Genomic DNA, 26,048 nt, shown 5'->3' with positions numbered 1-26,048 from the left:
GATGTCCGAATGGGGAAACCCGGCCGAAAGGTCATCCCTTGACTGAATATATAGGTCTTGGGAAGCGAACGCGGCGAACTGAAACATCTAAGTAGCTGCAGGAAAAGAAATCAACCGAGATTCCCCAAGTAGCGGCGAGCGAACGGGGACTAGCCCTGAAGTGATTGAACGTTTAGTAGAACGGTCTGGAAAGTCCGGCGATACAGAGTGATAGCCTCGTATACGAAAAGCCTCAATCATGATGACGAGTAGGGCGGGACACGTGAAATCCTGTCTGAATATGGGGGGACCATCCTCCAAGGCTAAATACTACTTACCGACCGATAGTGAACCAGTACCGTGAGGGAAAGGCGAAAAGAACCCCGGCGAGGGGAGTGAAATAGAACCTGAAACCGTGTGCGTACAAGCAGTAGGAGCAGATTCGTTCTGTGACTGCGTACCTTTTGTATAATGGGTCAGCGACTTAATGATCGTGGCAAGCTTAACCGATTAGGGGAGGCGTAGGGAAACCGAGTCTGAATAGGGCGATAGTCGCGGTCATTAGACCCGAAACCGGAGCGATCTATCCATGGCCAGGATGAAGGTTGGGTAAAACCAACTGGAGGTCCGAACCCACTAATGTTGAAAAATTAGGGGATGAGCTGTGGATCGGAGTGAAAGGCTAATCAAGCCCGGAGATAGCTGGTTCTCCTCGAAAGCTATTTAGGTAGCGCCTCATGTCTCACTCTCGGGGGTAGAGCACTGTTATGGCTAGGGGGTCATCCCGACTTACCAAACCATGGCAAACTCCGAATACCGAGAAGTGCAATCATGGGAGACAGACCGTGGGTGCTAACGTCCATGGTCAAGAGGGAAACAACCCAGACCGCCAGCTAAGGTCCCCAAATCTGTGCTAAGTGGGAAACGATGTGGGAAGGCATAGACAGCTAGGAGGTTGGCTTAGAAGCAGCCACCCTTTAAAGAAAGCGTAATAGCTCACTAGTCAAGTCGGCCTGCGCGGAAGATTTAACGGGGCTAAGCACAGTACCGAAGCTGCGGATGCCGTAAGGCATGGTAGAGGAGCGTTCCGTAGGCCGTTGAAGGTGGACTGTGAGGTCTGCTGGAGGTATCGGAAGTGCGAATGCTGACATAAGTAACGATAATGCGTGTGAAAACCACGCACGCCGAAAGTCCAAGGTTTCCTGCGCAACGTCAATCGGCGCAGGGTGAGTCGGCCCCTAAGGCGAGGCTGAGAAGCGTAGTCGATGGGAAGCAGGTTAATATTCCTGCACCGTTCATTATTGCGATGGGGGGACGGAGAAGGTTAGGTCAGCCGGGCGATGGTTGTCCCGGTTCAAGCGTGTAGGCAGATCCCTTAGGCAAATCCGGGGGGTTAATGCTGAGGCGTGATAACGAGTCTCTACGGAGATGAAGTGATTGATACCAAGCTTCCAGGAAAAGCCTCTAAGCTTCAGATAATGAGCGACCGTACCCGAAACCGACACAGGTGGACAGGTCGAGAAGACCAAGGCGTTGAGAGAACTCGGGTGAAGGAACTAGGCAAAATAGCACCGTAACTTCGGGAGAAGGTGCGCCCTCGGTAAGTGAAGCGACTTGCTCGTGGAGCTGAAGGGGGTTGCAGTGACCAGGCCGCTGCGACTGTTTAACAAAAACACAGCACTCTGCAAACTCGAAAGAGGACGTATAGGGTGTGACGCCTGCCCGGTGCCGGAAGGTTAATTGATGGGGTCAGCGCAAGCGAAGCTCTTGATCGAAGCCCCGGTAAACGGCGGCCGTAACTATAACGGTCCTAAGGTAGCGAAATTCCTTGTCGGGTAAGTTCCGACCCGCACGAATGGCGTAACGATGGCGGCGCTGTCTCCACCCGAGACTCAGTGAAATTGAAATCGCTGTGAAGATGCAGTGTACCCGCGGCTAGACGGAAAGACCCCGTGAACCTTTACTATAGCTTTGCACTGAACATTGAACCTGCTTGTGTAGGATAGGTGGGAGGCATTGAAACCCGGACGCCAGTTCGGGTGGAGCCAACCTTGAAATACCACCCTGGCATGTTCGGTGTTCTAACCCAGGTCCGTTATCCGGATCGGGGACAGTGTATGGTGGGTAGTTTGACTGGGGCGGTCTCCTCCGAAAGCGTAACAGAGGAGCACGAAGGTTGGCTAAGCACGGTCGGAAATCGTGCGGTTAGTGTAAGAGCATAAGCCAGCTTGACTGCGAGACAGACACGTCGAGCAGGGTCGAAAGACGGTTCTAGTGATCCGGTGGTTCTGTATGGAAGGGCCATCGCTCAACGGATAAAAGGTACTCCGGGGATAACAGGCTGATACTGCCCAAGAGTCCATATCGACGGCAGTGTTTGGCACCTCGATGTCGGCTCATCACATCCTGGGGCTGAAGCAGGTCCCAAGGGTATGGCTGTTCGCCATTTAAAGTGGTACGCGAGCTGGGTTCAGAACGTCGTGAGACAGTTCGGTCCCTATCTGCCGTGGGCGTTCGAGATTTGAGGGGAGCTGTCTTTAGTACGAGAGGACCGAGATGGACACACCTCTGGTGTTCCGGTTGTCACGCCAGTGGCACTGCCGGGTAGCTAAGTGTGGACGGGATAACCGCTGAAAGCATCTAAGCGGGAAGCCCACCCCAAGATGAGATCTCGCTGGGACCTTGAGTCCCCTGAAGGGCCGTTGAAGACCACAACGTTGATAGGCTGGGTGTGGAAGCGCAGTAATGCGTGCAGCTAACCAGTACTAATGACCCGTGAGGCTTGACCATATAACGCCAAAACAGCTTGCGACATGAGATCAATGTACTCAGAATGCATTCACTTCACAGCTTGGGGCCCAGAGCCTTAAGCTACCCTCTTCGCCTGGTATCCATAGAGCAGTGGAACCACCTGTTCCCATCCCGAACACAGAAGTGAAACGCTGCATCGCCGATGATAGTGTGGGGTTTCCCCATGTGAAAGTAGGTCAATGCCAGGCACCCAATTCAACAACCCCCCCCGAGGATCTCGGGGGGGGTTGTGCTTTATGGGTTGATCTCACCTCACCATCGTCGGCCTTTCGGCCGCCAGCATGCTCTGACGGGACTCATTTTCGGGGCGATTCGTTGGCCAGATAGCGTGCAATGCCGGCAATTTCCGTGGGTGTAAGATTTTTCGCGATGGTTGCCATCGGGTCACCTTCTCCGACGGGGCGGGTGCCCGTTCGCCAGTGGTTCATCTGCACAATGAAATAGTGGACGGGCTGATCGGCGATGGCTGGAATCAGCTTGCTCCCAGTGCCCATCTTGCCATGGCAGCTGAAGCATGCCGGTATATTGCGTGACCAGTCCCCCTTGTTTAACAGTGCCGCGATCGCATTGTTGGCTTGTCGGCCGGTGTGTAATTGGGATCCCAAGCCGGGTTTTGCCGCATAGTATTCAGCAATGGCCCTTCTCTGAATCCGTGTGAGTGCCCGACTATACACCTGCATGACCTGACTGCTGCGACTTCCATCCGCATAGTGATCAAGCTGATTCAGCAAGTAGCCAGCATTCATCCCGGCGAGTCTGGGATAACCTGCAGCCCTGTCTCCTTCTCCATGTTCGCCATGGCACAAGGCGCAGGCCGGTACATCATTGATGCCGTGTTCAGCGATGGTTACGCCTAATGTGCTTGCAGCTAGTGCATTTGCGGGGAGTTGGGTAAAGGCCAGACAGATGATCAGTGGCCAAGGGCTGCGTTGTGAGAATTTTGCTGCCAGCATGCCAGCATCCTCCTGAAGGGCGCATTGTTGAGTGTTTCAGGGATCATGAATATTGACCCGCCTGTCATTGCGGAGTTCAGGCGGGCGACGCAGCATGCTGACGTATGGCTTCGTATGTACGGAAAAATCTAGGGATTGATGCCGAACAAATGGCCGATCAGGGAGGTTGCGGCCATTGCGAGGACGCCCCAGACGAGTACCCGGGACGCGCCACGTACAATGGACGCGCCCCCCGTCCATGCGGCCATACCACCGAGGATGATCAGGGCGGCCAATGTCATGGCGATGACGGACCCAAAAAGGATGTCGTGCGGCACAAACAGGGCTGTGAGGAGCGGCAGGCCTGCGCCGACCGAGAATGCAGCAGCGGATGAACCCGCTGCCTGCAGCGGTCGGGCGCGGGATATCTCATGCAGGCCAAGTTCATCGCGCGCATGTGCGGCCAGGGCATCTTTTTCCATTAGTTCCCGAGCCACCTGGGCGGCCAGTGATTCGGAAAGTCCGCGATCGACGTAAATTGCTGTTAATTCGCCCAGTTCGAATTCGTAGTTGTGCTCGATTTCGTGCGCTTCCTGAGCAAGATCGGCCTGTTCCGTATCTTTCTGCGACTGCACGGAGACGTACTCGCCGGCTGCCATGGACATGGCGCCAGCCACCAGGCCTGCCAACCCAGCAAGGACGATCGTGTGGTTGCTCGCATTTGACGCAATGAAACCCAGCATGAGGCTGGAGACGGAAACAATGCCATCGTTGGCGCCCATGACCGAGGCACGCAGCCATGAATTGCGATTGATACGATGGTGTTCTGCGTGTAGATCGAAGGACTGAATTTCAATGTTGGACATGGTTGCTACTCGGCTAGAGATGAAATAATGGGCAATTCTAGGCTAGTCATCGTTGATCGGTGGTATTTCATTTCCGTTTTGCTCCGGCGGTTATCCTGGCAGCAATGCTGAGGGTTGCGGTGGCGCCATAATCCTTGGCGGGTGCTCGTGGCCAAGGTTGCTGGACATGATTATGTCCTCTCGATTTGATGATTGTATGGCAATGTGACGCTTGAGATTTCCTTGATGCAATATGCCCTGGATGAACCCAACGACCTACTCTGTGCTGCGCTCGATACGCGCATGGACGGGGACTCGCTCGTGCGCCGGGCTTGTAACCTGGCGGGATCGGTATGGGATCGAAACGTGACGCGTGCCAGAGGCCCCCGAGCGGCATTGCTGATTCTGGATATCGGGGCGGATCGGGACACGGTTCTCGCCTGCATTCTGGCAGATCCCCGACTGCTCGGACAGGTTGAGTCGCAGACCCTCGCCCGGGATTATGGTCCGGTGGTGGCCGATCGCGTCGGTCAGCTACAACATCTTTTGACACTCGGGGAGCAGTATCGCACGCATCAGCAGGCAATCTGGCTGGAGCACCTGCGTCGATTGCTGCTGAGCTCGATCAGCGATGTCCGGGTGATGATGATTCAACTCGTGCATCGTTTGGAACGTTTGCGCGGTCTGCCTTTCGAACCCGATTTCGCGAAGCGTCGGGCCATTGCCGCCGAGACGCTGGATGTCTATGCCCCTATCGCGCATCGGCTGGGTCTGGGGCAGCTCAAGTGGGAATTGGAGGATCTGGCGTTCCGTCACCTGGAGCCGGAAACCTACAAGCGGATCGCGCAGCTCCTGGATGAACGCCGGGAAGAGCGGGAGGCGTACATCGTCCAGGTCCGCGACATGCTGCACAAGGGCTTGGCCGAAGCGCACATCGAAGCCCGTATCTACGGCCGCCCGAAGCACATCTACAGTATCTGGGGAAAGATGCAGCGCAAGCACCTCGGCTTCGATGGCTTGTTCGATGTCCGGGCATTGCGGATCGAAGTCGACAGCGTGTCGGATTGTTATGCCGCCTTGAGTGTGGTGCACCATCTCTTCAGCCCCATCGAGAGCGAGTACGACGATTACATTGCCCGGCCCAAGGACAACGGGTATCAATCGTTGCACACGGCGGTGCACGCACTGGAAGGCAAGATCATCGAGGTGCAGATCCGGACACGGGCGATGCATGAGCAGGCCGAACTGGGGATTGCGGCGCACTGGCGCTACAAGGAAGGGGGGCAGGCCTCCGAGGATGCGTTTACGCAGGAACTCAATCGGTTGCGGCAGGCATTGGCGACCGGCGCCCCCGCGCGACCCGAGGTCGACCAGATCTTTGTGTTTACGCCGGAAGGCGACATCTTCGCCATGCCGCCCGGATCGACGGTTCTGGATTATGCCTATCGGGTGCACACGCTGGTTGGCCACCGCTGCAAGGGGGCCAAGATCAACGGGCAAATCGTTCCCCTGAAAACACGCCTTCAGCAGGCCGATCGCATCGAGATCCTGACACAGCCACAGCCGGCCCCCAGTCGGGAATGGGCTCAGGCGGGTTCGGGTTATCTGCAGTCGGCCAGTGCCCGGGCGAAGGTGCGGAACTGGTTCCACAAGCTGGATCTTTCCGCGGCACGCCAGGCCGGGGAGCAGCAATGCGATCGTTTGTTTCGCCGGTTGGGGCTCAATCGGGCCGAGCGTGCCGATGTCGTCGCCGCACTGGGATTGAAAAGCGAGGAGGCCCTATACGAGTCGGTCGGTCGGCAGCGGATCGATTCGGCCACCTTGCTGTCAGCGGCGCGGGCGGCTCATGCGCATAGCCCTGCCGCAGCACAGGTAGCGCCGCCCGTGCCGTCGATTCCCGTCATGGCGCCGACCGCCGAGTTGGCGCTGGATGGTCTGAAGGCCCAGCCGGCAGGTTGTTGTCATCCCCGCCCTGGCGACCGGGTGCTGGCGTTCATCACGCGCGGGCAGGGGCTGCGCCTGCATAAGGTGGATTGCAGCAACATTCGGCATTTGCAGGCGGCATATCCCGAGCGGATCCTGTCCGTGGACTGGCCCAGTACCGGAAAGTCCTGGGTGCTGCCCCTGAAGCTCGACCTCCTCGTGGCGGATGTCACGCGGTTCTGGGCCGATCTGGGGCCGGTGCTTGCGCCGTTCAAGGCCCATGTTGTCGAGAGCAGAAGCCGACATGAACGAAATACGGGGCTGACCGATCTATACCTGCTGCTGGAACTGCCGGGAAGTACGGATGTCCAGGAGATGCTCCGTCGCCTACAGCGACTGCCGGCGGTGGAATCTGTTCAGCGCCGAGCGAGTTAGATTGGGTCTAAGGGGCTAAACTGATTTGTTTTGTGGCACGGGTACGTTAAATTGCTGCCACTTTAAAACCGTCACACAGGCTGTTGCATGTTCGTGAAACCGATTCTGTCTTTGTCCAGCCATCCGAGTGCATCGTGCATCTGACCGATATCACCATGTTCTGGGGCCCCGCTTCCGGCGGCGTCCGACGATATATTCTCGCCAAGCGCGCCTTTTGCGCCGAACATTCGGGGCTTCGTCACACCCTGCTGGTGCCGGGGGCGACGGCGTCCGAATCGAACGAAGGCGTACTGGCGATGCGTACGCTTCCTGCGATGAGACTGATCGGCGGCAAGGGGTACCGTTTTCCGCTGCGTTTGCAGCCCTGGATCGACCAGCTCAAGGACATTCGGCCCGACGTGATCGAGGCGGGTGATCCCTATCGCCTCGCTTGGGCGGCCGTTCGTGCCGGTCGGGCACTGGACGTCCCCGTGGTGGGATTCTTTCATTCCGACCTGAGCCGCATGACGGCACTGCGCTTCGGCGATTGGACCCGCGAACCGATTCGACGCTATATCCAGCATCTGTATGGCCACTATGATTGGGTGTTCGCGCCCAGTCAGGTCATGGCCGATCGGCTTCGATCCCTGGGCTTGACGAAGGTAACGGCCCAGCCCCTGGGGGTCGACACGGTGGTGTTTTCTCCCGAGCGCCGGTCCCAGGCGGTGCGGCGGAATCTGGGTATTCCCGACGAGGCGCGGGTACTGGTCTATGCCGGCCGCAATGCGATCGAAAAGAATCTGCCGACATTGTTCGAGACGGTCCGCCGATTGGGCGCGCCCTACCACCTGCTGCTCATCGGGCCGGACATGCCGCGCGTGGACGACATCCCCATGACCATTGTCGATTATGTTGCGGATATCGAAGTGCTGGCCGGTCTGTTGGCCAGCAGCGACGCGCTGGTGCATGCGGGCGATCAGGAAACCTTCGGGCTGGTGATCGCTGAGGGAATGGCTGCCGGACTGCCGGTGATCGGAATCAACAGCTCGGCGGTGCCGGAACTGGTGGATGACACCGTGGGCGCCTTGGCCGAAGCGGGGAGTCTCGACGCCTTCGTGGCGGCGGTCGAATCCGTGTTTGCGCGGGATCCCATGGCATTGGGTCAGGCGGCTCGGGAACGGGTCGTGCGTCATTTCGGCTGGTCGGTGCGATTCGGGCAGATGTTCGGTCGACTGGCACAGCTGCAACACCATGGCATGATTGATGATCCCTCACTGAAGCTGCTGCGATGAGCCAAGCGATAACCCTGGAAAAAACCTTGCCCGCTCGGGCACCCGCTGCGCTGGTGCTGCACGATGTGGCACCACAGACGCAGGCGCGCTGCGAGGCCCTGCTCGACGCGCTGTCGCCGTGGATTGCACCGCATGGTCCCATGCCGGTCACCCTGCTGGTCGTGCCCCGCTACCATGGCGCGGACGCCTTGAGTTCCTATCCGGCCTTTCGCGCGTGGATCGATCGCCGCCTGCTTCTGGGCGACGAGGTGATTTTGCACGGCTATACGCATACGGATGAGCGCCCGGTCACCGGCCTGAGGGACTGGATCGAGCGGCGGATCTATACCATCGAAGGCGAGTTCGCGCGGCTTGACGTCGACGAGGCGCAGACGCTGCTGTCCTCGGGGTTAAACGAATTGTCGGCCTGCGGCTGGCAGTCGCGGGGTTTCGTGGCGCCGGCCTGGCTGACAAGTCCCGGCGCGCGTGACGCACTCCAGGCGCTGGGTTTCGACTGGTTCGCCACCCGCACCGGGCTCTTCGATCTGCAGGCCGGGCGTGAAATCGCGGCCACGTCCCTGGTCTGGAGTGTCCGTGCGGCCTGGCGTCGCCAGCTCTCCCAAATCTACAACCAGCGGTTACTCGACCATTTGCTGCACCCCGACCGCGCGTCCGTGCCCATCCGTCTCGGGCTGCATCCGGTGGACGCCGACTGGCCGATGGCCGTCGCCTTCTGGCAGCAGGCACTTGCCCGTGTTCTTGAGCAGCGTGCCGGGGCGACAAAATCCGGGGTGATCGATTGGCAATGAACCGACACCGGCGGCGATTGCTCTGGATGCTGCTGCTCGCGATCGTCGCCAGTCTGGCTGTTCCGATCCTGCTGGGCGGCCGGCATCTGCTGGAAGATCTACCCAAGATCGCGCCCGGCTGGGGGGCGTTGCTGATCGGCATGGTCGTTCTGGGATGGGTCTTCAACAGCTTCCGGTTACGGTTACTGGCGTCCGGAATGGGGGGGCAGGTGCCTGCAGTCTGGAGTTTCGGTGCGGTCATCGCGACGGAATTTGCCGGCGCCGCATCGCCGGCCGGCGCAGGCGGCGCATTGACGTATGTGGCGCTGCTCAAACAACGGGGGATCCGCACGGCCCATGCGGCGGCGATGTATGCCATCGATCACTTCATGGACGGTGTATTCTTCGTTGTGGCCTTTCCCGTGGCGCTGCTTTCCCTCGCGCTTCACGGTGGGTTCAGTGATCCGGCCTGGTTGGTGGCGGTGACATTGGCGCTGTTCGGCATGGGGGCGGGCCTATTCTGGTTGTTGCTTCGCGAGCACCGATTCCTGATCCGGATGTTCGGGCGTGTCCTCCGGCCGTTCCGGCTCACGGCGCACCGTCGGCGCCGCATGGCGCGCTGGCTGATGCAGTTCCGGCAAGGGGTGCGTCTTGTGCTTCGTCTGCCGCGTTGGCAGCTCCTGTTGCTATTCATGTTCTGTGCCGGTCATTGGCTGCTGCGTTACAGCATCCTGGCCGTGGTGATCAGCATCATCGGCAGTTCGGTACCCTGGTCCTATCTGTTCGCCGTGCAGGGGGTGCTGCTGCTGTTCGGCCAGATCAGTTTTCTGCCCGGCGGGGCGGGTGGGGTGGAACTGGGCTATGCGGCCTTGCTCTCGCCCTTCCTCGATGCGGAGACCATCGGTCTGTCGCTTTTGCTCTGGCGCATGATCACCTACTACTTCTATCTGCTGGCCGGCTTGCCCGTTTTCTTGGCCATGCTGGGCGACCGCGCCTGGCGACTGCTTTCTCCGGCGGATAAGTAACCTCCTGGGGATTGCTCTTGCCGGAGGGGCGGCGACCCGGGCCTGTCATCTTCCGGTCACGAAAAATTCACGCAAAATTCAAAAACTTTATCGTTCGCAAACCTCCTAATTGAAGCCAAATATTATTTTTTCTGTTTGGTTTTCTGCGTGTTTCTATTGGGAGGTGGTTATGTCTCTGAAGCGTGTGTTCAAACAGTCCGCACTGCGTGTGGCAATGATTGGTGTGATTTCCGGGGCTGCCCTGGGGGCGGCGGGTCTGGCTGAGGCGGGTTCGGTCTCCATTCTGGAAACCGGTTCGAGCCTGTTGTATCCCCTGTTCAACCTGTGGCAACCGGTCTACACCAAGGAAAATCCAGGTGTTCAGCTGACGACGGCCAGTACCGGCAGCGGCACGGGACAGGCGCAGTCGATGCAGGGGCTGGCCCAGATCGGTGCGTCTGACGCTTATCTGAGCGGGGCGCAAATGAAGCAGCATCCTTCGATGCTCAACATCCCCATGGCCATTTCCAGCCAGATGGTGAACTACAACGTGCCGGGACTGAACGGCGATCATCTCAAGTTGAGCGGGCCGGTGTTGGCGGATATCTATGCCGGCAAGGTCACCATGTGGAACGATCCGGCCATCGCCAAGATGAACCCCGGCGTGAAGCTGCCTGCACACAAGATCGTGGCGATCCATCGGACCGACGGCTCGGGCGATACCTTCATCTTCACCCAATATCTGAGCGACTCGACCCCCTGGTGGTCGGACAAGTACAGCTATGGCACGTCGGTGAGCTGGGCGCCCGTACAGGGCAACATCGGCGCCGTGGGCAATCCGGGCATGGTCGACGCGCTGAAAAACAATCCGTATTCGGTGGCCTACATTGGCGTCAGCTTCAAGAAGCAGATCATGGATGACCATCTGGGCGAGGCCCGGATCGAAAACAAGGCCGGTCATTTCGTGTTGCCGGAAATCCGCAACGTGAAGGCCGCTGCCGCGGCCATGGTGCCGAAAACGCCGGCCGATCAGCGCATCAGCCTGATTTTCGCCCCGGGTGCCGAAAGCTATCCGATCATCAACTATGAATATGCGCTGGTCGATAGCCATCAGCCGTCTGCCGAGATGAGCGCGGCTTTGAAGAAGCTGCTTTCCTGGGCCATTTCCTCGAACGGCGGCAATGCCGAGCACTTCATGAAATCGGTGAATTTCGTGGCTCTGCCGCCGAGCGTCGTCAAGCAATCCACGGCACAGATCGACAAGATCCACGCCTGATGGTGGAGTCCGACCGATCAGACATCGTGTCGGACCGGTTCGGTACATGGGGCGGGCAGGGTTTTGGGCCTTGCCCGCCATTTTTGCTGTTCAGCGATTGAAAAAAGGGTGTCCCCTTTTTTCAATCATGAGGGAGTGATCGGCTTGGGGATGGTTGAAGCAATTTGGGCATGGGTGGTACGTGGATGCTGAGTATTTTCTCGGGCTTCCGGTTTCGTTGGCGGGTTGGATTGGTCGCGTCGCTGTTGCCGCTATCCCTCCTGGTGATCGTGGCGTTTCTGCTGCAGGCGGCCTGGCCAGCCATCACGTTCAATGGCATCGGGTTTCTGACGCATAACAGCTGGAATCTCGGAAACATGTATGCCGACCCCGTGACGATTCGGGGGCAGGAAGTGCTGCCGCGTGCCGATTATGGGGTGTTGTTCCTCGTGGTGGGCACGTTGCTCAGTTCACTGATCGCCCTGGCGCTGGCCGTTCCCGTCGGCGTGCTTTCGGCGATTTTTCTGGCCGAGGGGCTTCGGGGCGCCGCGCGCGGTCTTGGCTCCTTTCTGGTGGAGTTGCTGGCCGCGGTGCCCAGCGTGGTCTATGGGCTCTGGGGGTATCTCGTCCTGATCCCGCTGCTGGGACATGATCTCTATCCCTGGATGGCGCATACGCTGGGACCGGTGCTGCCGATGTTCCGCGGCCCGTCCGGCAGCGGGTACGGACTGCTGACGGCGGGTATTCTGCTCGCCTTCATGGTCGTGCCTCTGATTACCGCCAGTCTGCGCGATGCCCTGGCGGCGACCCCGGCCGCCTTGCGCGAGGCGGGCGCCAGCATGGGGGCTTCGCGGATGGAAGTCGTGCGTTTGATCCTTTTGCGTGGGCAACGCAATGTGGTGATCGGCGTTACGGTGCTCGCATTCGGGCGGGCGCTCGGCGAGACGATGGCTGTGTTGATGGTGAGTGGCAACGCATTGAACAGCCTGCCGAAGAATATTTACGATCCGGTATCCACCATGGCCGCCTTCATCGCATCGCAACTCGATAGCGCGCTGCAGGATCCGACCGGAATGGCCGTGCATGCCCTGGCGGAGATTGCCCTGTTGCTGATGTTGATTTCCGTGCTGGTCAATGCGGCGGCGCGGGGACTGCTGTGGTTGTCGGGGTATCGACCATGAGCTCGGCCAGTCGCCCCGTGGGGCATTCGGCGGGCTACCTGAAACGCCGGATCACCGATCTGACGATCTGGGGGGGCGCGATCCTCAGCTTTTCCCTGCTGGCCTTCGTGCTCCTGCACATTCTGGGATACGTGTTCGTGCACGGGTTCCCGGCATTGCATCCGGATATCCTCACGACCGACACTCAGGGAATTGCCGGCGGATTGCGCAATGCCATCACCGGCTCGTTGCTGCTTTCCGGGGGCGCATTGATTCTGGCCGTGCCCATCGGAGTCAGTGCCGGCATCTATCTCGCCGAGTATGGCGAAGGACTGCCTGCCCGGGTGACGCGCTTTCTCTCGGATGTGCTGGTGGGTGTCCCCTCCATCGTGCTTGGATACTTCGGTTACATCACCATGGTGATCGGTCTGGGGTGGCGATTTTCCCTGCTGGCAGGGGCCATCACCCTGGCGATCATGATGCTGCCCTATATCGCAAGAACCAGCGAGATGGCATTTCGCGCCGTACCGATTTCCCTCCGGGAATCGGCCTATGCACTGGGTTGCCCGGAATGGGGGGTCGTTTGGCGGATTCTCCTGCCGGCGGCGCGCATACCAATTCTCACCGGCGTGCTGATGGCGCTCGCCATCGCATTGGGCGAGACGGCGCCGCTGCTGTATACGGCCGGGTGGTCGAATTATCTCTGGAACGGGCATTTCACCCACGAGGGCGTCGGTTATCTGACCTATGTGATCTGGAGCTTCATCGGCGAGCCTTACGACTCGGCCCATCAACTGGCCTATGCCGCGGCGCTGCTGATCACGCTGATGGTCCTGGCGATCAACGTCGCCGCTCGAATACTTTTGCTGCGCAGACGCTAGACCTTGCCGGGTAGGGGCGGGAGATCGCGGTGGCGATCAGGCGTCGAGCAGGGCGGCGGTCTTGATCAGGGCGAACACCGTTTGGTCGACCTTCAGACTGAGATTCTCCACCGAACGGTGACTCAGTTCCGCCAGCAGGGACTGGCCGTCGGCAAGCGCCAGGAAGACGACCGACCGCCCCGGTTGAGCGCCATCACCTTCGTGGCTGATGGCCGTGATCCGGCAGGGAAGCTGATTGAGCATGCTGATGCCTTCCTGACGCTGGCAGGCGATCGCGACGTCGCGGGCCAGAACCCGCAGGCGGGTGTCCACGGGCGTGGCGGCGACCATTGCCCGGGCGCTGTCGGGGGCGCCGATCCAGAAGGTGAAGGCGTCTTTCTCACGGGCGCGGAACGGTGCCAGTCCATCCACTTCGCGCGGGCCGAGCGTGCCGTGCAGCACCGAGACCGGCCCCTCCTCCGTGAACAGGGGGGAGTCGACCCGGTGGGTCGCCTCAGCGAGGGTTTCGATGGAGGCGATGCGACCGTCGGCCATGAACACGACCCGATCCGCGAGTCGTTCGACCTCGACAGGAGCATGAGTGATGTAGAGCGTCGGGATCCGGTATTCGGCGATCACGTTTGCGATCAGGCCGAGCAGGTCGTTCTTCGCCTGCCAGTCCAGGGCGGAGAGGGGCTCGTCCATCATCAACAGTCGGGGGCGCATCAGCAGCGCTCGGGCGATCGCCACGCGCTGGCGTTCTCCGCCGGAAAGAAACTCGGTCGGCCGGTCCAGCAGATCCGCGATCCCCACCCGCTCGACGATTTCCGCAAAGGCCGGTCCGTGCTGCCGATCCTTCGGTACCCGCCGGGCGGCATAGTCGAGATTCCCGCGTACGTTCCTGTGCGGCAAGAGGGCCGCGCTCTGGAAGACGAATCCGATATCGCGTCGCTCCACGGGCAGGGCCTTTCGGCCGGCCTGCCAGACTTCGTCCCCGAAGCGCAGCGATCCCTGGGTACGCCGATCCAGTCCCGCCAGAGCGCGCAGGAATGTCGACTTGCCCGAACCGGATCGGCCGAAAAGCACCGTGACGCCGCTGCTATCGAAGGCGAACGGCGTCGAGTCGAGGGTGAAATGCGGCAGGCTGAGTTGCAGGTGTCCCTGGAACATGGTTCAGTCCCGCCCCGGTTGCAGTTTGCGGTTGAGGGCGTAGACGAACATCAGCACCAGTACCGAGAACAGCAGCATCAGCAGGGAGAGCTGATGGGCCGCGGCGTACTCGAAGGATTCGACATGATCGAAGATCGCGATCGATACCGTGCGCGTCTGTCCTTCGATGTTGCCGCCGACCATCAGGACGACGCCGAACTCCCCGACCGTATGGGCGAAGGTGAGCACCGCCCCGACGAGGAATCCCTGCCGCGCCAGGGGCACGATCACCGTGAAGAACCGGTCGAGGAACGAGGCACGCATCGTCCGCGCGGCATCGACGACTTGGGTCGGCAGTGCTTCGAAGGCGGCCATGATCGGCTGGACGGTGAACGGCAGGGAATAGATCACCGAGCCGATCACGAGGCCCGTCTTGTTGAAGGTGAGCTGCCCCGTGAAGCCGAACAGGCGTAGGAACTGGGTGATCTCGCCATTCGGATTGAGGGCGATGATGAGGTAGAAGCCGAGCACGGTGGGCGGCAGGACCAGCGGCAGGGACACCAGCGCCTCGAAGAATATCCGGGCATTGGAGCGCATGTTGGCCAGCCACCAGGCAATGGGTGTGCCGATGAGCAGCAGAATGGCCGTGCTGATCGCCGCGACCTCCAGGGTCAGGAGGATCGGTGCGGTGTCCACGGCGGAATCCAGGAGCGACATCGGCGGTCGTTAGCCTCGTTCGATTCGATTGAAGGCGACAGGGTACGACAATCTACGTATCCGTGTCCGGACTCAGCCCGGCTTGCCCGGCGTCGGCAGTGCGTACCCGTAATGCTGGATGATCTTGGTCGCGGCGGGCGAGCGCAGGAAGGTCAGGAAATTCCTGGCCGCATCGGCATGTGGGCTGTCCTTGATCAGCACGGCAGCCTGCTCGATTGGCGGATAGTCACTCTGCGGCGGCACCCAGTACTGACCGATGCCCTTGGCGGGACTGGCCGGGTCGGCCAGCTGCGACAGCGCGACGAAGCCGAGTTGCGCATTGCCGGTCATCACGAACTGGAAGGTGGCGGCAATGCTTTCGCCATCCACGATCTTGCCTTGTTGCTTCAAGGTCGGATAGACGCCCAGCTTCTGCATGACGGCGACCGCGGCCGCGCCGTAGGGCGCACTCTTCGGATTGGCGATGGCCAGATGGGCAAAATCGCCGGATTTGAGCACGCGATCATGATCGGCAGCGACCGGCAGGGTTCTGCTGTACAGGGCGATCGTGCCCTGGGCATAGACGAAGTCGTCCGTGGCCTTGCCGACCTTGACCAGCAGGGCGGGGCGCCGGGTGTCGGCCGCCAGGAAGGCATCGAAGGGCGCGCCGTTGTTGATCTGGGCGAACAGGCCGCCGGTCGGCCCGAACGAGAACCGCACCGTGTTGCCGGTTTCCTTGTGCCAGGCCGCGCCGATTTCCTCGGCGGCCTTGGTGAAGTTGGCGGCCACGGCGACCGTGATGGTGTCGGCGCGTGCCGCACTCAGGCTCGCAGTGAACAGAAAGATCGTGCAGAGCACGGTGGCGAATGACTTGTTCATGGTCGGGGTCCTCTTGTGGGTTCGGTTCGGTCGGTTCAATTCGATTCGATGGTAAGTCTGGTATATATCGCTTGGCCGTAAAAAACCGAGCCATAGGTACTCGGTTTCGGCGGGTTTTTAGCTGTCCACGCCCAGGATGATCAGGCTGGCCTTGATCAGCGCACAGGCCGGCGCGCCGACTTTCAGTCCCAGCGATTCGGCGCCGCCCTCGGTGATGATCGCGGTCAGGGTGTTGCCCCCGGCCAGCGCGATGACCACCTCGCTGTTCACGGCACCTTCGGTGACGCGTTCGATCGTGCCGCACAGCTGGTTGCGGGCTGAGGTCTTCACCTTCTCCGTGGTCACCAGCACGAAACTCGACTTGATCAACGCGTAGGCGGACTGGCCGACGGCGAGGTTCATGCTGTCCGCGCTGCCGTTGGTGATGATGGCCACCAGCGCGTCGCCGCCCTGAATGCCGAGCACCACTTCGGTGTTGACGGCGCCGCGCTGGATCGACGTGATCGTGCCGGACAGGGTGTTGCGTGCGCTCGTTTTCATGAAGAGGCTCCGGATCACGTTGAGATCGCCGCTGATGTCGTGCTGATCGAACAGGGCCATCAACTGGCTCTGCAGGTGGCCGAGCCGCTTGAACGAATCGACCAGCTGCACGCCCGCGGGGGACAGTGCCGCGCCGCCACCGCCGGCCCCGCCGTGCTGGACGACCACGATCGGCCGGCCGGCGAGGTTGTTGATGGCGTCCACCGCGTCCCAGGCCGCCTTGTAGGTCATGCCGATCGCCTTGGCCGCCGCACTGATCGAGCCTTCCGCCTGGACCGCTTCCAACAGCTTCAGGCGCCGGTGCGAGATTTCCTGCTCGCCAAGCCGCAGGGCCAGCGGCACCACGAAATCACCAATATGTTTCTCACTATATATCGACATAATTTCCGGCTCAAGCGTTTTGATTCGGCGAACAGTGTACCCGTCGCGGGCTTCAGTGGGCCGCCGCCGACTTGATCCGGGCGAAGGCGTCGAGCGCACGCGTGCGGCTGCCGGCCAGATCGACGATGGGTTCGGGATAGGTTTCGCCCAGGCGGATGCCCGCCCGACCCAGGGCATTGCTGCTTGCCTGCCAAGGGGCGAACAGGGTCTTGGTGTCCGCCCGGGCGAGCTCGGGCAGCCATTGGCGGATGAATCTGCCGTCCGGATCGAATTTTTCCGCCTGCAGGATCGGGTTGAAGATCCGGAAGTAGGGCGCCGCATCGGCCCCCGAGCCTGCAGTCCACTGCCAGCCTGCGGTGTTGCTGCCCGGATCGGCATCCACCAGCGTGTCCATGAACCAGTCGGCGCCCAGGCGCCAGTCGAGCAGCAGGTTCTTGGTCAGGAAGGAGGCGACGATCATCCGCGCGCGGTTGTGCATCCAGCCGGTGGTCCATAGGGCGCGCATGGCGGCATCCACGACCGGTATGCCCGTCTCGCCGCGTTGCCAGGCGCGCAGGTCGTCAGGCGCGTCGCGCCAGGGAAAGTCGGCAAATCGGGGATTCAGGGGTTCCGATACGGTCTGGGGTTCGTGAAAGAGCAGATAGTTGCCGAATTCGCGCCAGCCGAGTTCCCGCAGGAAATGCTCGACACCGGGTACTTCCAGCGGATGAGGATACCGGCTGAATAGGGCTGCCGAAATCTGCCGGGGCGTGATCTCGCCGAAACGCAGATGTGGCGACAGACGGGAGACGCCCGTGCCATCGAGGGCGTTGCGCCCGTCGGCATAGGATTCGATCCGGGGCAGGAATGCGTCGAAGCGCGCCCAGGCGCCCTGTTCTCCGGGTTGCCAGTATTCGGGGAAGGCGCGATCCCAGGGGATGGCGGGCAGCAGGGGCAATGCGGACAAGGCTGCGCTGGCTAGGTTCTCGGGAACCGGAGGCAGGGTGTCGGGCAGGTCGGGTAGCGGGGCGTCATCGATACCTGCCGCGACCAGCGCCTTCCAGTAGGGAGTGAATACCCGGAAGGGTTCGCCCTGGCGATTCAGCACCTGCCAGGGTTCGTGCAGATAATTGCCGACAAAGGATTGGGCGTCGATGCCGCGCTCTTTGAGTCGGCTCTTGATCGCCTGATCCTGCCGGATGCCCTCGGGGTCGTACCGCCGGTTCCAGTACACGGCCGTGGCGCCTGTTTCCTGCAACAGGCTGGCGATTTCGGTTTCGGCGTCGCCGTGGCGCAGGATCAACCGGCTGCCGCGGCGCGCAAGATCCGCCTGCAGGCCCGCCAGACTGTGATGCAGCCACCAGCGGGCAGCACCGCCGAGTCGGGGCGATCCCTCATCGAGAATGTAAACGGGTATGATGCGAGAGGCATTTTCCGCCAGACGGTCCAGCGCGGCCGAGAATGCGGGATGATCCGAGAGGCGAAGATCCTGTCGGAACCAGACGATCGTCGTCATGGATGATTGTCTCGATGTCAAAAATATCAGTATGGCAGGCGGCGGGACATTTTTCGGCCGGCAGCACTGCGCCTGAGCGCAGTTAGCCCCGGCGGATGTGCCCCGATTCTGCTCTGTCGGCGCAGAGGAGTGCGGATGAACGATTCGAGACCGATTTACCCTCGGGCTGTCCGAGGCGTAATCCCCAGTGCCCCATGGCGGCGAGTATTGCTGGCGTTGCTGGCCATCGGTGTGTCGGGGTGCCAGGATCGGGCGGCTCAGACGGGGAGCGATCTGCCGCCCCTGATCGTCCGTACGGCCCCGATCCAGGCGGGAACCCTTGCCCAGCCGGATCTCACGGGCACCGTGGTCGCACAGATCCAGAGCGCCCTGGGCTTTCAGGTCAGTGGTCGCATTGCGGCGCGATTGGTCGACCGGGGGCAGGCCGTGTCGGCCGGCACGGTGCTGGCGCGACTCGATCCGGACGAATTGACAGCCCGCGTCAACGCCAGCGAGGCACAATGGCAGCAGATTTCGGCGCAGGTCCGATTTGCCCAGCAGAACTATGATCGCCTCAAGTCCCTGTTGGCCCGCAAGCTGGCGAGTCAGCAGGATTTCGATCAGGCGAGCAGCATGCTCAAGGCGGCCCAGGCAGGGGAGCATGCGGCCCGCGCCCAGCTGGATCAGGCGCGCCTTTCCCTGGGTTATGCCACGCTCAAGGCGCCCTTCGACGGGGTGGTCACGGCCATTCGGGCCGATCGCGGCGATATGGTGTCGAGCGGCCAGCCGGTGTTGACCCTGGCGGCGAGTGGGCCGCGTCAGGTTCTGGTGGACGTTCCGGCACAACGACTGGATGCATTGCCGAAAACGGCGGAAGCCCTGCCTTATGGTCGTACCGACACGCTGACGGCGACCTATTTCTCGACCGAGGGCGCGGCCGACCCCAAGACGCGAACCTGGGCGGTTCGCTATCAGCTGGCCGACCAGGCCAACGTGCGCCTGGGGCAGACGGTGACACTGCATTTCCCGGCGCAGTCGGTCCGGAAAACCGTGCCGATCGCGGCCATTCAGGGTGAGGGGCAGCAGGGCGTGGTGTTCGTGGTGCGCGATGGCAAGGTGCATCGGACCCCGGTCACCGTGATCCAGCTCGAAGCCGATCGGGCGGTCATCGACACGCCGTTGCCGGTGGGCACCCCGGTCGTGGCGGTCGGCATCAACCGGCTGCATGATGGCGAGGCGGTCCGGGTCCAGCCGGGGCTCGGCGCGTGAGTTCCTCCGGCGGTTTCCGTTCGGGGTTCAACCTGTCGGCGCTGGCGGTGCGCGAGCGGGCCGTCACCCTGTATTTCATCATTCTGGTCGCCCTGGCGGGGGTCTATGCCTTCGTTTCCCTCGGTCGCGCGGAGGATCCGGCCTTCACCCTCAAGGTGATGCTGGTCTCGGCCCAATGGTCGGGCGCCACGGCCCGGGAAATGCAGGATCAGGTCGCCGACCCGCTCGAAAAGGCTCTGCAGGACGTGCCGTATTTCGACAAGGTCGAGACGGTTTCCCGGCCGGGCAACGTCTACATGCGCGTCTCGTTTCGGGAGGACACGCCGCCCGATCAGGTGCAGGCCGTCTATTACCAGGTGCGCAAGCATCTGGGCGACGTGGCGCCCGATCTGCCGAAGGGGGTGCAGGGACCTTATTTCAACGACGATTTTTCCGACGTCTATTTCACCCTGTATGCGCTGACCGCGCCCGGCCTCCCGCCGCGGGATCTGGCCCGTGAAGCGGAGCGCCTTCGCTCGGATGCGTTGCAGGTGCCCGGGGTGGCCAAGGCGCATATCCTGGGCGAGCAGCCGGAGCGGGTGTATGTCGACGTCGATCCCCACAAGTTGCAGACGCTGGGGATCCCGATGACCCTCGTCCAACAGGCGCTGGCCGCGCAGAATGCGGTCGCGCCGGCGGGGTTGATCGAGACGGCCGGTCCGCGTCTGTACCTGCGGATCGACGCCGGCTACCGCCCGGACCAGCCGGGCCTGACCGCCCGGATCGAAAACACGCCGATCGCCGTGAACGGTCGGGTGATCCGCCTGGGCGACATCGCCCGCGTCCACCGGGGTTACGCCGACCCGCCGAGTTTCCTGATCGAGGATAACGACACGCCCGCCATCATGGTCGGCGTGATCATGGGCAAGAACGTCAACGGCCTGGCACTGGGCGAGCGGCTCAGCCGGTTCGAGTCGGCCGAACGGCAGCGCCTGCCCGTGGGTATCCAGTTGCACAAGGTGACCGATCAGGCCAATGCGATTCGTCTGGCCGTGAACACCTTCCAGCTCAAGTTCTTCATCGCCTTGGGCGTGGTGATGCTGGTGGGCTTTCTTTCCCTGGGGCTGCGGGCCGGACTCGTGGTTGCGCTGGCCGTGCCGCTGACGCTGAGCATCACCTTCGCCGTGATGCTCATGACGGGCAAGAACCTCGATCGCATCACGCTGGGTGCGCTGATCCTGTCGCTGGGCTTGCTGGTCGACGACGCGATCATTGCCATCGAGATGATGCTGGTGAAGCTTGAGGAGGGATACAGTCGAACCGATGCGGCGGCCGCCGCCTGGCGGATCACGGCGGCCCCGATGCTGGTCGGCACGCTGATCACGGTCGTCGGGTTCGTGCCGATCGGTTTCGCTCAGTCGAATGTCGGGGAGTACGCCGGGAACATCTTCTGGATTCTGGCGATTTCCCTGCTGGCGTCCTGGTGGGTGGCGGTCGTGTTTACGCCCTACCTCGGCGTGAAGTTGTTGCCGGCGGTCGTGCCGCATCCCGAAGGTGGGGCGGGTATGTACCAGTCTCCGGTCTATCGCGGGTTGCGCCGCGTGGTCACGTTCTGCGTCGACCGCCGGGGTTGGGTGGCGATGGCCACGCTGTTGTTGTTCGTCGGGGCTGTGTTCGTGATGGGCAAGGGTGTAGCCAAGCAGTTTTTCCCCAGTTCCGACCGGCCCGAGCTGTTGATCGACATCAATCTGCCCGAGGGCGCATCGTTCCAGACCACGGAGCGCGTGGCCCACGAAGTGGCGAAGGCGCTCAAGGGCGCGCCGGAACTGGCCTCGCTGTCGACCTATATCGGGCAGGGCGCCCCGCGCTTCTTCCTCGCGCTGAACCCCGAACTGCCCGATCCCGCCTTCGCCAAGATCATCGCCGTGGCGCACGATGCGGCTGGCCGGGATCGTCTTCAGGCGATGCTGCAGAAAAAGATCGACGAAGGCGATTTCTCCGAGGCGCGCGTCCGGCCGCATCCGCTGCTATACGGCCCGCCGGTCATCTGGCCGGTGCAGTTCCGGGTGATGGGGCCGGATATCGCCGAACTGCGTCGGATCGGCGACCAGGTGCGCGCCATCATGGCGGAGAACCCCCATACCATCGATCCGCATCTGGCCTGGGGCGAGCAGGTGCCCGTGCTGTTCCTGACGCTCGATCAGGCGCGGCTGGCGGCTCTGGGGCTGACGCCGCAGGGTATCGCCGAACAGACCCGGTTACTGTTGTCGGGAACCAAGGTGACCGAACTGCGCGAAAACATCCGCACCGTCGCGCTGATGGCACGTGGCCTGCCTGCCGAGGCGCGTCAGCTATCGCAACTGACGACCCTGCCGATCCGGATGGACAATGGTCGGACGGTACCGCTCGGGCAGTTGGGGGCGATTGCAGTGCATTACGAATATCCGGTGCTTGAGCGCCGCAATCGGGAGCCTTATATCAATGTCGACAGCGAGGTAACCGGGGCGCAGCCGCCGGACGTCACCCAGGCAATCTGGGGCAAGCTGGCCGATCTGCGCGCGCACCTGCCACTGGATTACCAGATCCAGATCGGCGGCTCGGTGGAGGAGTCCGCCAAAGCCCAGGCGTCCATTGCCAAGGTCATGCCCGTGATGGTCATGCTGATGCTGACGCTCATCATGCTGATCATGCGTTCCTTCCCCGGCATGTTCATGGTGCTGCTCACCGCACCGCTGGGGCTGATCGGTGCGGTGATCGCGCTTTCGTTGTTCGATCAGCCTTTCGGCTTCGTGGCCCTGCTGGGGCTGATCGGGCTGGCCGGAATCCTGATGCGCAATACCCTGATCCTGGTCGGGCAGATCCACGAAAACGAGCGCCAGGGTCTGGATCGGCGGACGGCAGTGATCGAGGCGACCATCCGCCGCGCTCGCCCAGTCGTGCTGACGGCGCTGGCGGCGATGCTGGCCTTCATTCCTTTGACCGAGAGCACCTTCTGGGGGCCGCTGGCGTTTACCTTGATCGGCGGCATCTTCGGCGGAACCTTCCTGACGATCCTGTTCCTGCCGGCAATGTACGCCCTGTGGTTCCGGGTGAAACCGCAGGTCGGGTAAGCCCGGTTTTTCGCTGACGAAAAAAAGCCCCGGAATCCGGGGCTTTCGCTTGTCTGTTCGCCCGCCGAAGCGGGCGGGCACCGGCAGTCGGTCTTAGGCCTTGTGGTAGTCCCAGACGCGCTGAACTTCGTTTTTGGAGCCGAGGATGACCGGCACGCGCTGGTGCAGCTTCTGCGGCGCCAGGGACATGATGCGATCCGGTCCAGTGATGGACAGGCCACCGGCCTGCTCGACGATCATGGACATCGGGTTCGCTTCGTACATCAGACGCAGCTTGCCGCCACGCTCGCGGTGCTTGCTGTCGATCGGGTACATGAAGATGCCGCCGCGGGTCAGGATGCGGTGGACTTCGGCCACCATGGAGGCAACCCAGCGCATGTTGAAGTCACGACCGCGCGGGCCTTCCTTGCCGATCAGGCACTCGTCGATGTAGCGCTTGACCGGAGCGTCCCAGAAACGCTGGTTCGACATGTTGATGGCGAATTCGCTGGTGTCTTCCGGAATGGTGATGTTCGGATGAGTCAGCATGAACTCACCGATGTCCTTGTCCAGGGTGAAGCCGTTTACGCCGTCACCGGTGGTCAGGACCATGATGGTGGACGGGCCGTAGATGCAGTAGCCGGCGGCGACCTGCTCGGTGCCCGGCTGCAGGAACTCGGCTTCGGCCGGGTTGGCAACGCCTTCGGGTGCGTGCAGCACGGAGAAGATGGTGCCGACGGTGACGTTGACGTCGATGTTGGAGGAGCCGTCGAGCGGATCATACACGCAGAGGTACTTGCCGCGCTGAGCGGTGGCCGGCAGATGATAGACGTCATCCATTTCTTCGGAAGCCAGACCGGCAACCTGACCGCCCTGCATGAGGGTGTTGGTGAAGACATCGTTGGAAATGACGTCCAGCTTCTTCTGGGTTTCGCCCTGAATGTTCTCGGACTCGGCGGAACCGAGAATGCCGATCAGGTTGCCCTTGTTGACATAGCTGGAGATCACTTTGCAGGCACTGACGATGTCGTTCATCAGCAGGGTGAAATCGCCGGATGCGGCCTTGTGCGCGCGCTGGCTTTCGATCAGAAAGTGGGTGAGGCTGGTGCCAATCTGCATGCCGAACTCCTTAAAAATGTGGGCAATATTTTCTTCAAATCAGTCGTGCATAATAGCGGGATGTCCCCCAACCCACAATCGCCAGTCCGAGCCCGCATGCAGCACAATATCCTCTATGCCCAGTCCGGGGGCGTCACGGCCGTCATCAACGCCAGTGCCTGCGGGGTCGTCGAAACGGCCGCCCGGCATCCCATGCATTTCGGCAAGGTCTTCGCGGCCCGGGACGGCATTCTCGGCGTCCTCCGTGAGGAACTGTACGACCTGTCGCTCGAGGACCCCGCCGAACTGGCCGCTCTGCGGCATACCCCGGGCGGCGCATTCGGTTCCTGCCGGGCCGATCTCGGTACCCCGGAATCGCATCCGGAGCAATATGCCCGTCTGATCGAGGTGCTCCGCGCGCATGATATCGGCACGTTCATCTATAACGGCGGCGGCGGTTCCATGCTGACGGCCGCCAAGATCGCCCATTTCGCCCGCGACCAGGGATTGGACCTCACCGTGATCGGCATTCCGAAAACCATCGACAACGACCTGCCGCAAACGGACACCAGCCCCGGTTTCGGTTCGGCCGCAAAATACATCGCGACCAGCATCCGCGAGGTGTCCCGCGACTTGTCCGCTATGGCGGGTACATCCACAAAGGTCTTCATCCTGGAGGTGATGGGGCGACATGCCGGCTGGCTCGCGGCAGCGGCTGGCCTTGCATTCGACGTCGAGGAGTCGCCCTTGCTGCTGCTGTTCGCCGAGATCCCCTTCAACGAGGCCGGATTTGCCGAGGCGCTTCGAGCTCGCGTGCAATGTCATGGCTGGTGCATCGTGGTGGTGGCCGAGGGGTTGTTGTGCGGCAACGGCGAGTTTTGCGCCCAGGCCCAGCAGAGCGTGATTTTCGGACACGAGCAGCTGGGCGGGTTGGCACCGCAGCTGGCGGGGCTTAGTCGGCGGCTGGGGTTCAAGACGCACTGGGCCGTGTCGGATTACTTCCAGCGTTCCGCCCGTCATCTGGCTTCGCGCGTGGATGTGGATCAGGCCTACGCCTGTGGGTCCGAGGCCGTTACTTATGCGCTACAGGGTAAAACGGACGTGATGGTCGCCATCCGACGTACGTCGGATGAGCCCTATCTGTGGACGCTCGAAGGCGTGCCGCTCGACGCGGTGGCGGATATCGAGCTGCCGGTACCGCGAACCTTCATCCGTGCCGATGGTTACGGGATTACGGAGGCGGCCAGACGATACATGCTGCCGTTGATTCAGGGCGAGGATCTGCCGCCGTTTCGGCACGGCCTGCCGGTGTTCGCGACGTTGCGATTGCAACGCGTCGTGCAGAAACTGCCCCGCTGGACTTCCTCCCTAGGATGACCGTACCCGGCGAGGGCTGCTGAGGGCACCACAGGGTGAGCACCCGAGAATCATTCCCCGACGAATCCACGGCGTAATTGGATCGCCACGGCGCGCTTCAGCTTGCCCGTGTCCGCACACACTCGTTATGCTAGGTCCTTTAATCTCGTAGCCTGGGAAGATTGCACGCCGTGAGTGAGTCAGACGTCATCATTTCGACCCGAAGCCCGCGTGTGATCGACAAGATTTTCGCCCGGCATTTCGAGGTCCGGGGATATTTTTGGCTGATCCCTGAGGGACAGGAAAACTTCAAGTCGGCTGTCGCCATGGTCGGCAACGATCCCGATCGGCGGGTGTTCCTTGTCGATCAACCCGGGGTGATCCCGCTACGTCATCTCCGCAATTGCGATCGCATCAAGGTCCAGGCGGTCATCGATCAACTGGTGTCCTGGTTCTATGTGTTCCGGCTCACGGAAAAAACGGAGGACGGCGATCGGTATTTCGAAATACCCTATCCCGAAAGTATCGACCGCCTGCAGCGTCGAAACGTATTCCGGGTCGGCATACCGCCAGACGTGCCGACGCGGATTGAATTCGTCCAGCCGACCACGAGTACCGTTTGGGTGGGGCGGGTCAATGATCTGTCCGCCGGTGGCTGCTCGATCGCGATTCGGCCGGATCAGGCGGTGGGGCTTGACGAGGGTGTGGTGCTGCCTCAGGTGAAGATCGTCATTGAGGGCTTTGTGGATACGACGGTGGATCTCGTGATCCGCAACCAGCGTATCGTTTCGGAAGGGGAATGGATCTTTGGCGCTCAGTTCACCGAGTTGCCGCCGTTGGTCGCACAGCAGCTGGATCGGGCCGTCATGCAACTGCAGCGGCTGATGATCGGCTAA

Annotated in this window: 19 protein-coding genes and 2 rRNA genes (1 of these 21 only partly in view); 13 read left to right on the top strand and 8 right to left on the bottom strand. The window is 61.6% G+C overall.

Translation table 11 applies throughout. The features are described from left to right. Together A9404_RS07425 and rrf are read left to right on the top strand one after the other, a co-directional pair. A 23S ribosomal RNA gene (locus A9404_RS07425) occupies positions 1-2,769 on the top strand (it extends 108 nt beyond the left edge of the window). 93 nt (positions 2,770-2,862) lie between these two features. Then, positions 2,863-2,978: ribosomal RNA gene (gene rrf / locus A9404_RS07420) — 5S ribosomal RNA — on the top strand. Positions 2,979-3,086: 108 nt separating this feature from the next. Here rrf and A9404_RS07415 read toward each other — a convergent pair. Together A9404_RS07415 and A9404_RS07410 are read right to left on the bottom strand one after the other, a co-directional pair. Continuing rightward, positions 3,087-3,743, bottom strand: coding sequence for a c-type cytochrome (locus tag A9404_RS07415; RefSeq protein WP_156521277.1), 657 nt, complete (start codon positions 3,741-3,743; stop codon positions 3,087-3,089). A 128-nt stretch (positions 3,744-3,871) separates the two neighbouring features. Then, a complete protein-coding gene (locus A9404_RS07410) occupies positions 3,872-4,588 on the bottom strand; it encodes a VIT1/CCC1 transporter family protein (protein ID WP_066099689.1) in 717 nt (238 codons plus the stop codon). 204 nt (positions 4,589-4,792) lie between these two features. Here A9404_RS07410 and A9404_RS07405 point away from each other — a divergent pair, with 204 nt between their 5' ends. The 7 genes from A9404_RS07405 (at position 4,793) to pstA (ending at position 13,263) form a co-directional block, all read left to right on the top strand. Next, on the top strand, positions 4,793-6,925 hold the full coding sequence (locus tag A9404_RS07405) for a RelA/SpoT family protein (protein WP_156521276.1): 2,133 nt from the start codon (positions 4,793-4,795) through the stop codon (positions 6,923-6,925). A gap of 134 nt (positions 6,926-7,059) precedes the next feature. Next, the gene (locus A9404_RS07400) at positions 7,060-8,196 is read left to right on the top strand and encodes a glycosyltransferase (RefSeq protein WP_066099685.1); all 1,137 of its coding nucleotides are present in this window, start codon (positions 7,060-7,062) and stop codon (positions 8,194-8,196) included. Beyond that, complete coding sequence (locus A9404_RS07395) at positions 8,193-8,984, top strand: DUF2334 domain-containing protein (RefSeq protein ID WP_066099683.1); 792 nt, start codon at positions 8,193-8,195, stop codon at positions 8,982-8,984. The genes A9404_RS07400 and A9404_RS07395 overlap by 4 nt, the downstream gene beginning before the upstream one ends. Then, positions 8,981-9,988 (top strand): lysylphosphatidylglycerol synthase transmembrane domain-containing protein, encoded by a 1,008-nt coding sequence (locus A9404_RS07390; protein ID WP_066099681.1) that lies wholly within the window; start codon positions 8,981-8,983, stop codon positions 9,986-9,988. Before A9404_RS07395 ends, A9404_RS07390 begins: the two co-directional genes overlap by 4 nt. 169 nt (positions 9,989-10,157) lie before the next feature. After that, on the top strand, positions 10,158-11,243 hold the full coding sequence (pstS, locus tag A9404_RS07385) for a phosphate ABC transporter substrate-binding protein PstS (protein ID WP_066099680.1): 1,086 nt from the start codon (positions 10,158-10,160) through the stop codon (positions 11,241-11,243). A 185-nt stretch (positions 11,244-11,428) separates the two neighbouring features. Beyond that, entirely contained in the window at positions 11,429-12,403 is a 975-nt protein-coding gene (gene pstC, locus A9404_RS07380; RefSeq protein WP_066102994.1) for a phosphate ABC transporter permease subunit PstC, read from the top strand. Further along, on the top strand, positions 12,400-13,263 hold the full coding sequence (gene pstA / locus A9404_RS07375; RefSeq protein WP_066099678.1) for a phosphate ABC transporter permease PstA: 864 nt from the start codon (positions 12,400-12,402) through the stop codon (positions 13,261-13,263). The genes pstC and pstA overlap by 4 nt, the downstream gene beginning before the upstream one ends. A gap of 36 nt (positions 13,264-13,299) precedes the next feature. Here the strand turns inward: pstA and modC are convergent, their stop codons facing one another. The 5 genes from modC to A9404_RS07350 form a co-directional block, all read right to left on the bottom strand. After that, positions 13,300-14,412, bottom strand: a complete 1,113-nt coding sequence (gene modC / locus A9404_RS07370) for a molybdenum ABC transporter ATP-binding protein (RefSeq protein WP_066099675.1) — start codon at positions 14,410-14,412, stop codon at positions 13,300-13,302. Between the two features lie 3 nt (positions 14,413-14,415). Further along, entirely contained in the window at positions 14,416-15,108 is a 693-nt protein-coding gene (modB, locus tag A9404_RS07365) for a molybdate ABC transporter permease subunit (protein WP_066099674.1), read from the bottom strand. A 72-nt stretch (positions 15,109-15,180) separates the two neighbouring features. Then, positions 15,181-15,966 carry a molybdate ABC transporter substrate-binding protein gene (gene modA / locus A9404_RS07360; protein ID WP_066099672.1) on the bottom strand — a complete coding sequence of 262 codons (786 nt, stop codon included), beginning with the start codon at positions 15,964-15,966 and terminating at the stop codon, positions 15,181-15,183. 117 nt (positions 15,967-16,083) lie between these two features. Further along, positions 16,084-16,887, bottom strand: coding sequence for a TOBE domain-containing protein (locus A9404_RS07355; protein ID WP_066099670.1), 804 nt, complete (start codon positions 16,885-16,887; stop codon positions 16,084-16,086). A 52-nt stretch (positions 16,888-16,939) separates the two neighbouring features. Then, the gene (locus tag A9404_RS07350; protein ID WP_066099668.1) at positions 16,940-18,382 is read right to left on the bottom strand and encodes a cryptochrome/photolyase family protein; all 1,443 of its coding nucleotides are present in this window, start codon (positions 18,380-18,382) and stop codon (positions 16,940-16,942) included. 135 nt (positions 18,383-18,517) lie between these two features. Between A9404_RS07350 and A9404_RS07345 the strand changes: the two genes are divergently transcribed. Both A9404_RS07345 and A9404_RS07340 read left to right on the top strand, forming a co-directional pair. Then, the gene (locus A9404_RS07345) at positions 18,518-19,630 is read left to right on the top strand and encodes an efflux RND transporter periplasmic adaptor subunit (RefSeq protein ID WP_082922816.1); all 1,113 of its coding nucleotides are present in this window, start codon (positions 18,518-18,520) and stop codon (positions 19,628-19,630) included. Beyond that, on the top strand, positions 19,627-22,719 hold the full coding sequence (locus A9404_RS07340) for an efflux RND transporter permease subunit (RefSeq protein WP_066099667.1): 3,093 nt from the start codon (positions 19,627-19,629) through the stop codon (positions 22,717-22,719). Before A9404_RS07345 ends, A9404_RS07340 begins: the two co-directional genes overlap by 4 nt. 93 nt (positions 22,720-22,812) lie before the next feature. Here the strand turns inward: A9404_RS07340 and A9404_RS07335 are convergent, their stop codons facing one another. Continuing rightward, positions 22,813-23,817 (bottom strand): class 1 fructose-bisphosphatase, encoded by a 1,005-nt coding sequence (locus tag A9404_RS07335; RefSeq protein WP_066099665.1) that lies wholly within the window; start codon positions 23,815-23,817, stop codon positions 22,813-22,815. Between the two features lie 96 nt (positions 23,818-23,913). Here A9404_RS07335 and A9404_RS07330 point away from each other — a divergent pair, with 96 nt between their 5' ends. Continuing rightward, the gene (locus A9404_RS07330) at positions 23,914-25,173 is read left to right on the top strand and encodes a 6-phosphofructokinase (RefSeq protein WP_066099664.1); all 1,260 of its coding nucleotides are present in this window, start codon (positions 23,914-23,916) and stop codon (positions 25,171-25,173) included. 170 nt (positions 25,174-25,343) lie between these two features. After that, positions 25,344-26,048 carry a flagellar brake protein gene (locus A9404_RS07325; protein ID WP_156521275.1) on the top strand — a complete coding sequence of 235 codons (705 nt, stop codon included), beginning with the start codon at positions 25,344-25,346 and terminating at the stop codon, positions 26,046-26,048.

Origin of the sequence: Halothiobacillus diazotrophicus, assembly GCF_001663815.1 — a bacterium.
GTDB classification, from domain to species: domain Bacteria; phylum Pseudomonadota; class Gammaproteobacteria; order Halothiobacillales; family Halothiobacillaceae; genus Halothiobacillus; species Halothiobacillus diazotrophicus.
Note: the sequence above shows the minus strand (reverse complement) of the source record. Positions and strands in the feature narration are given on the sequence as shown.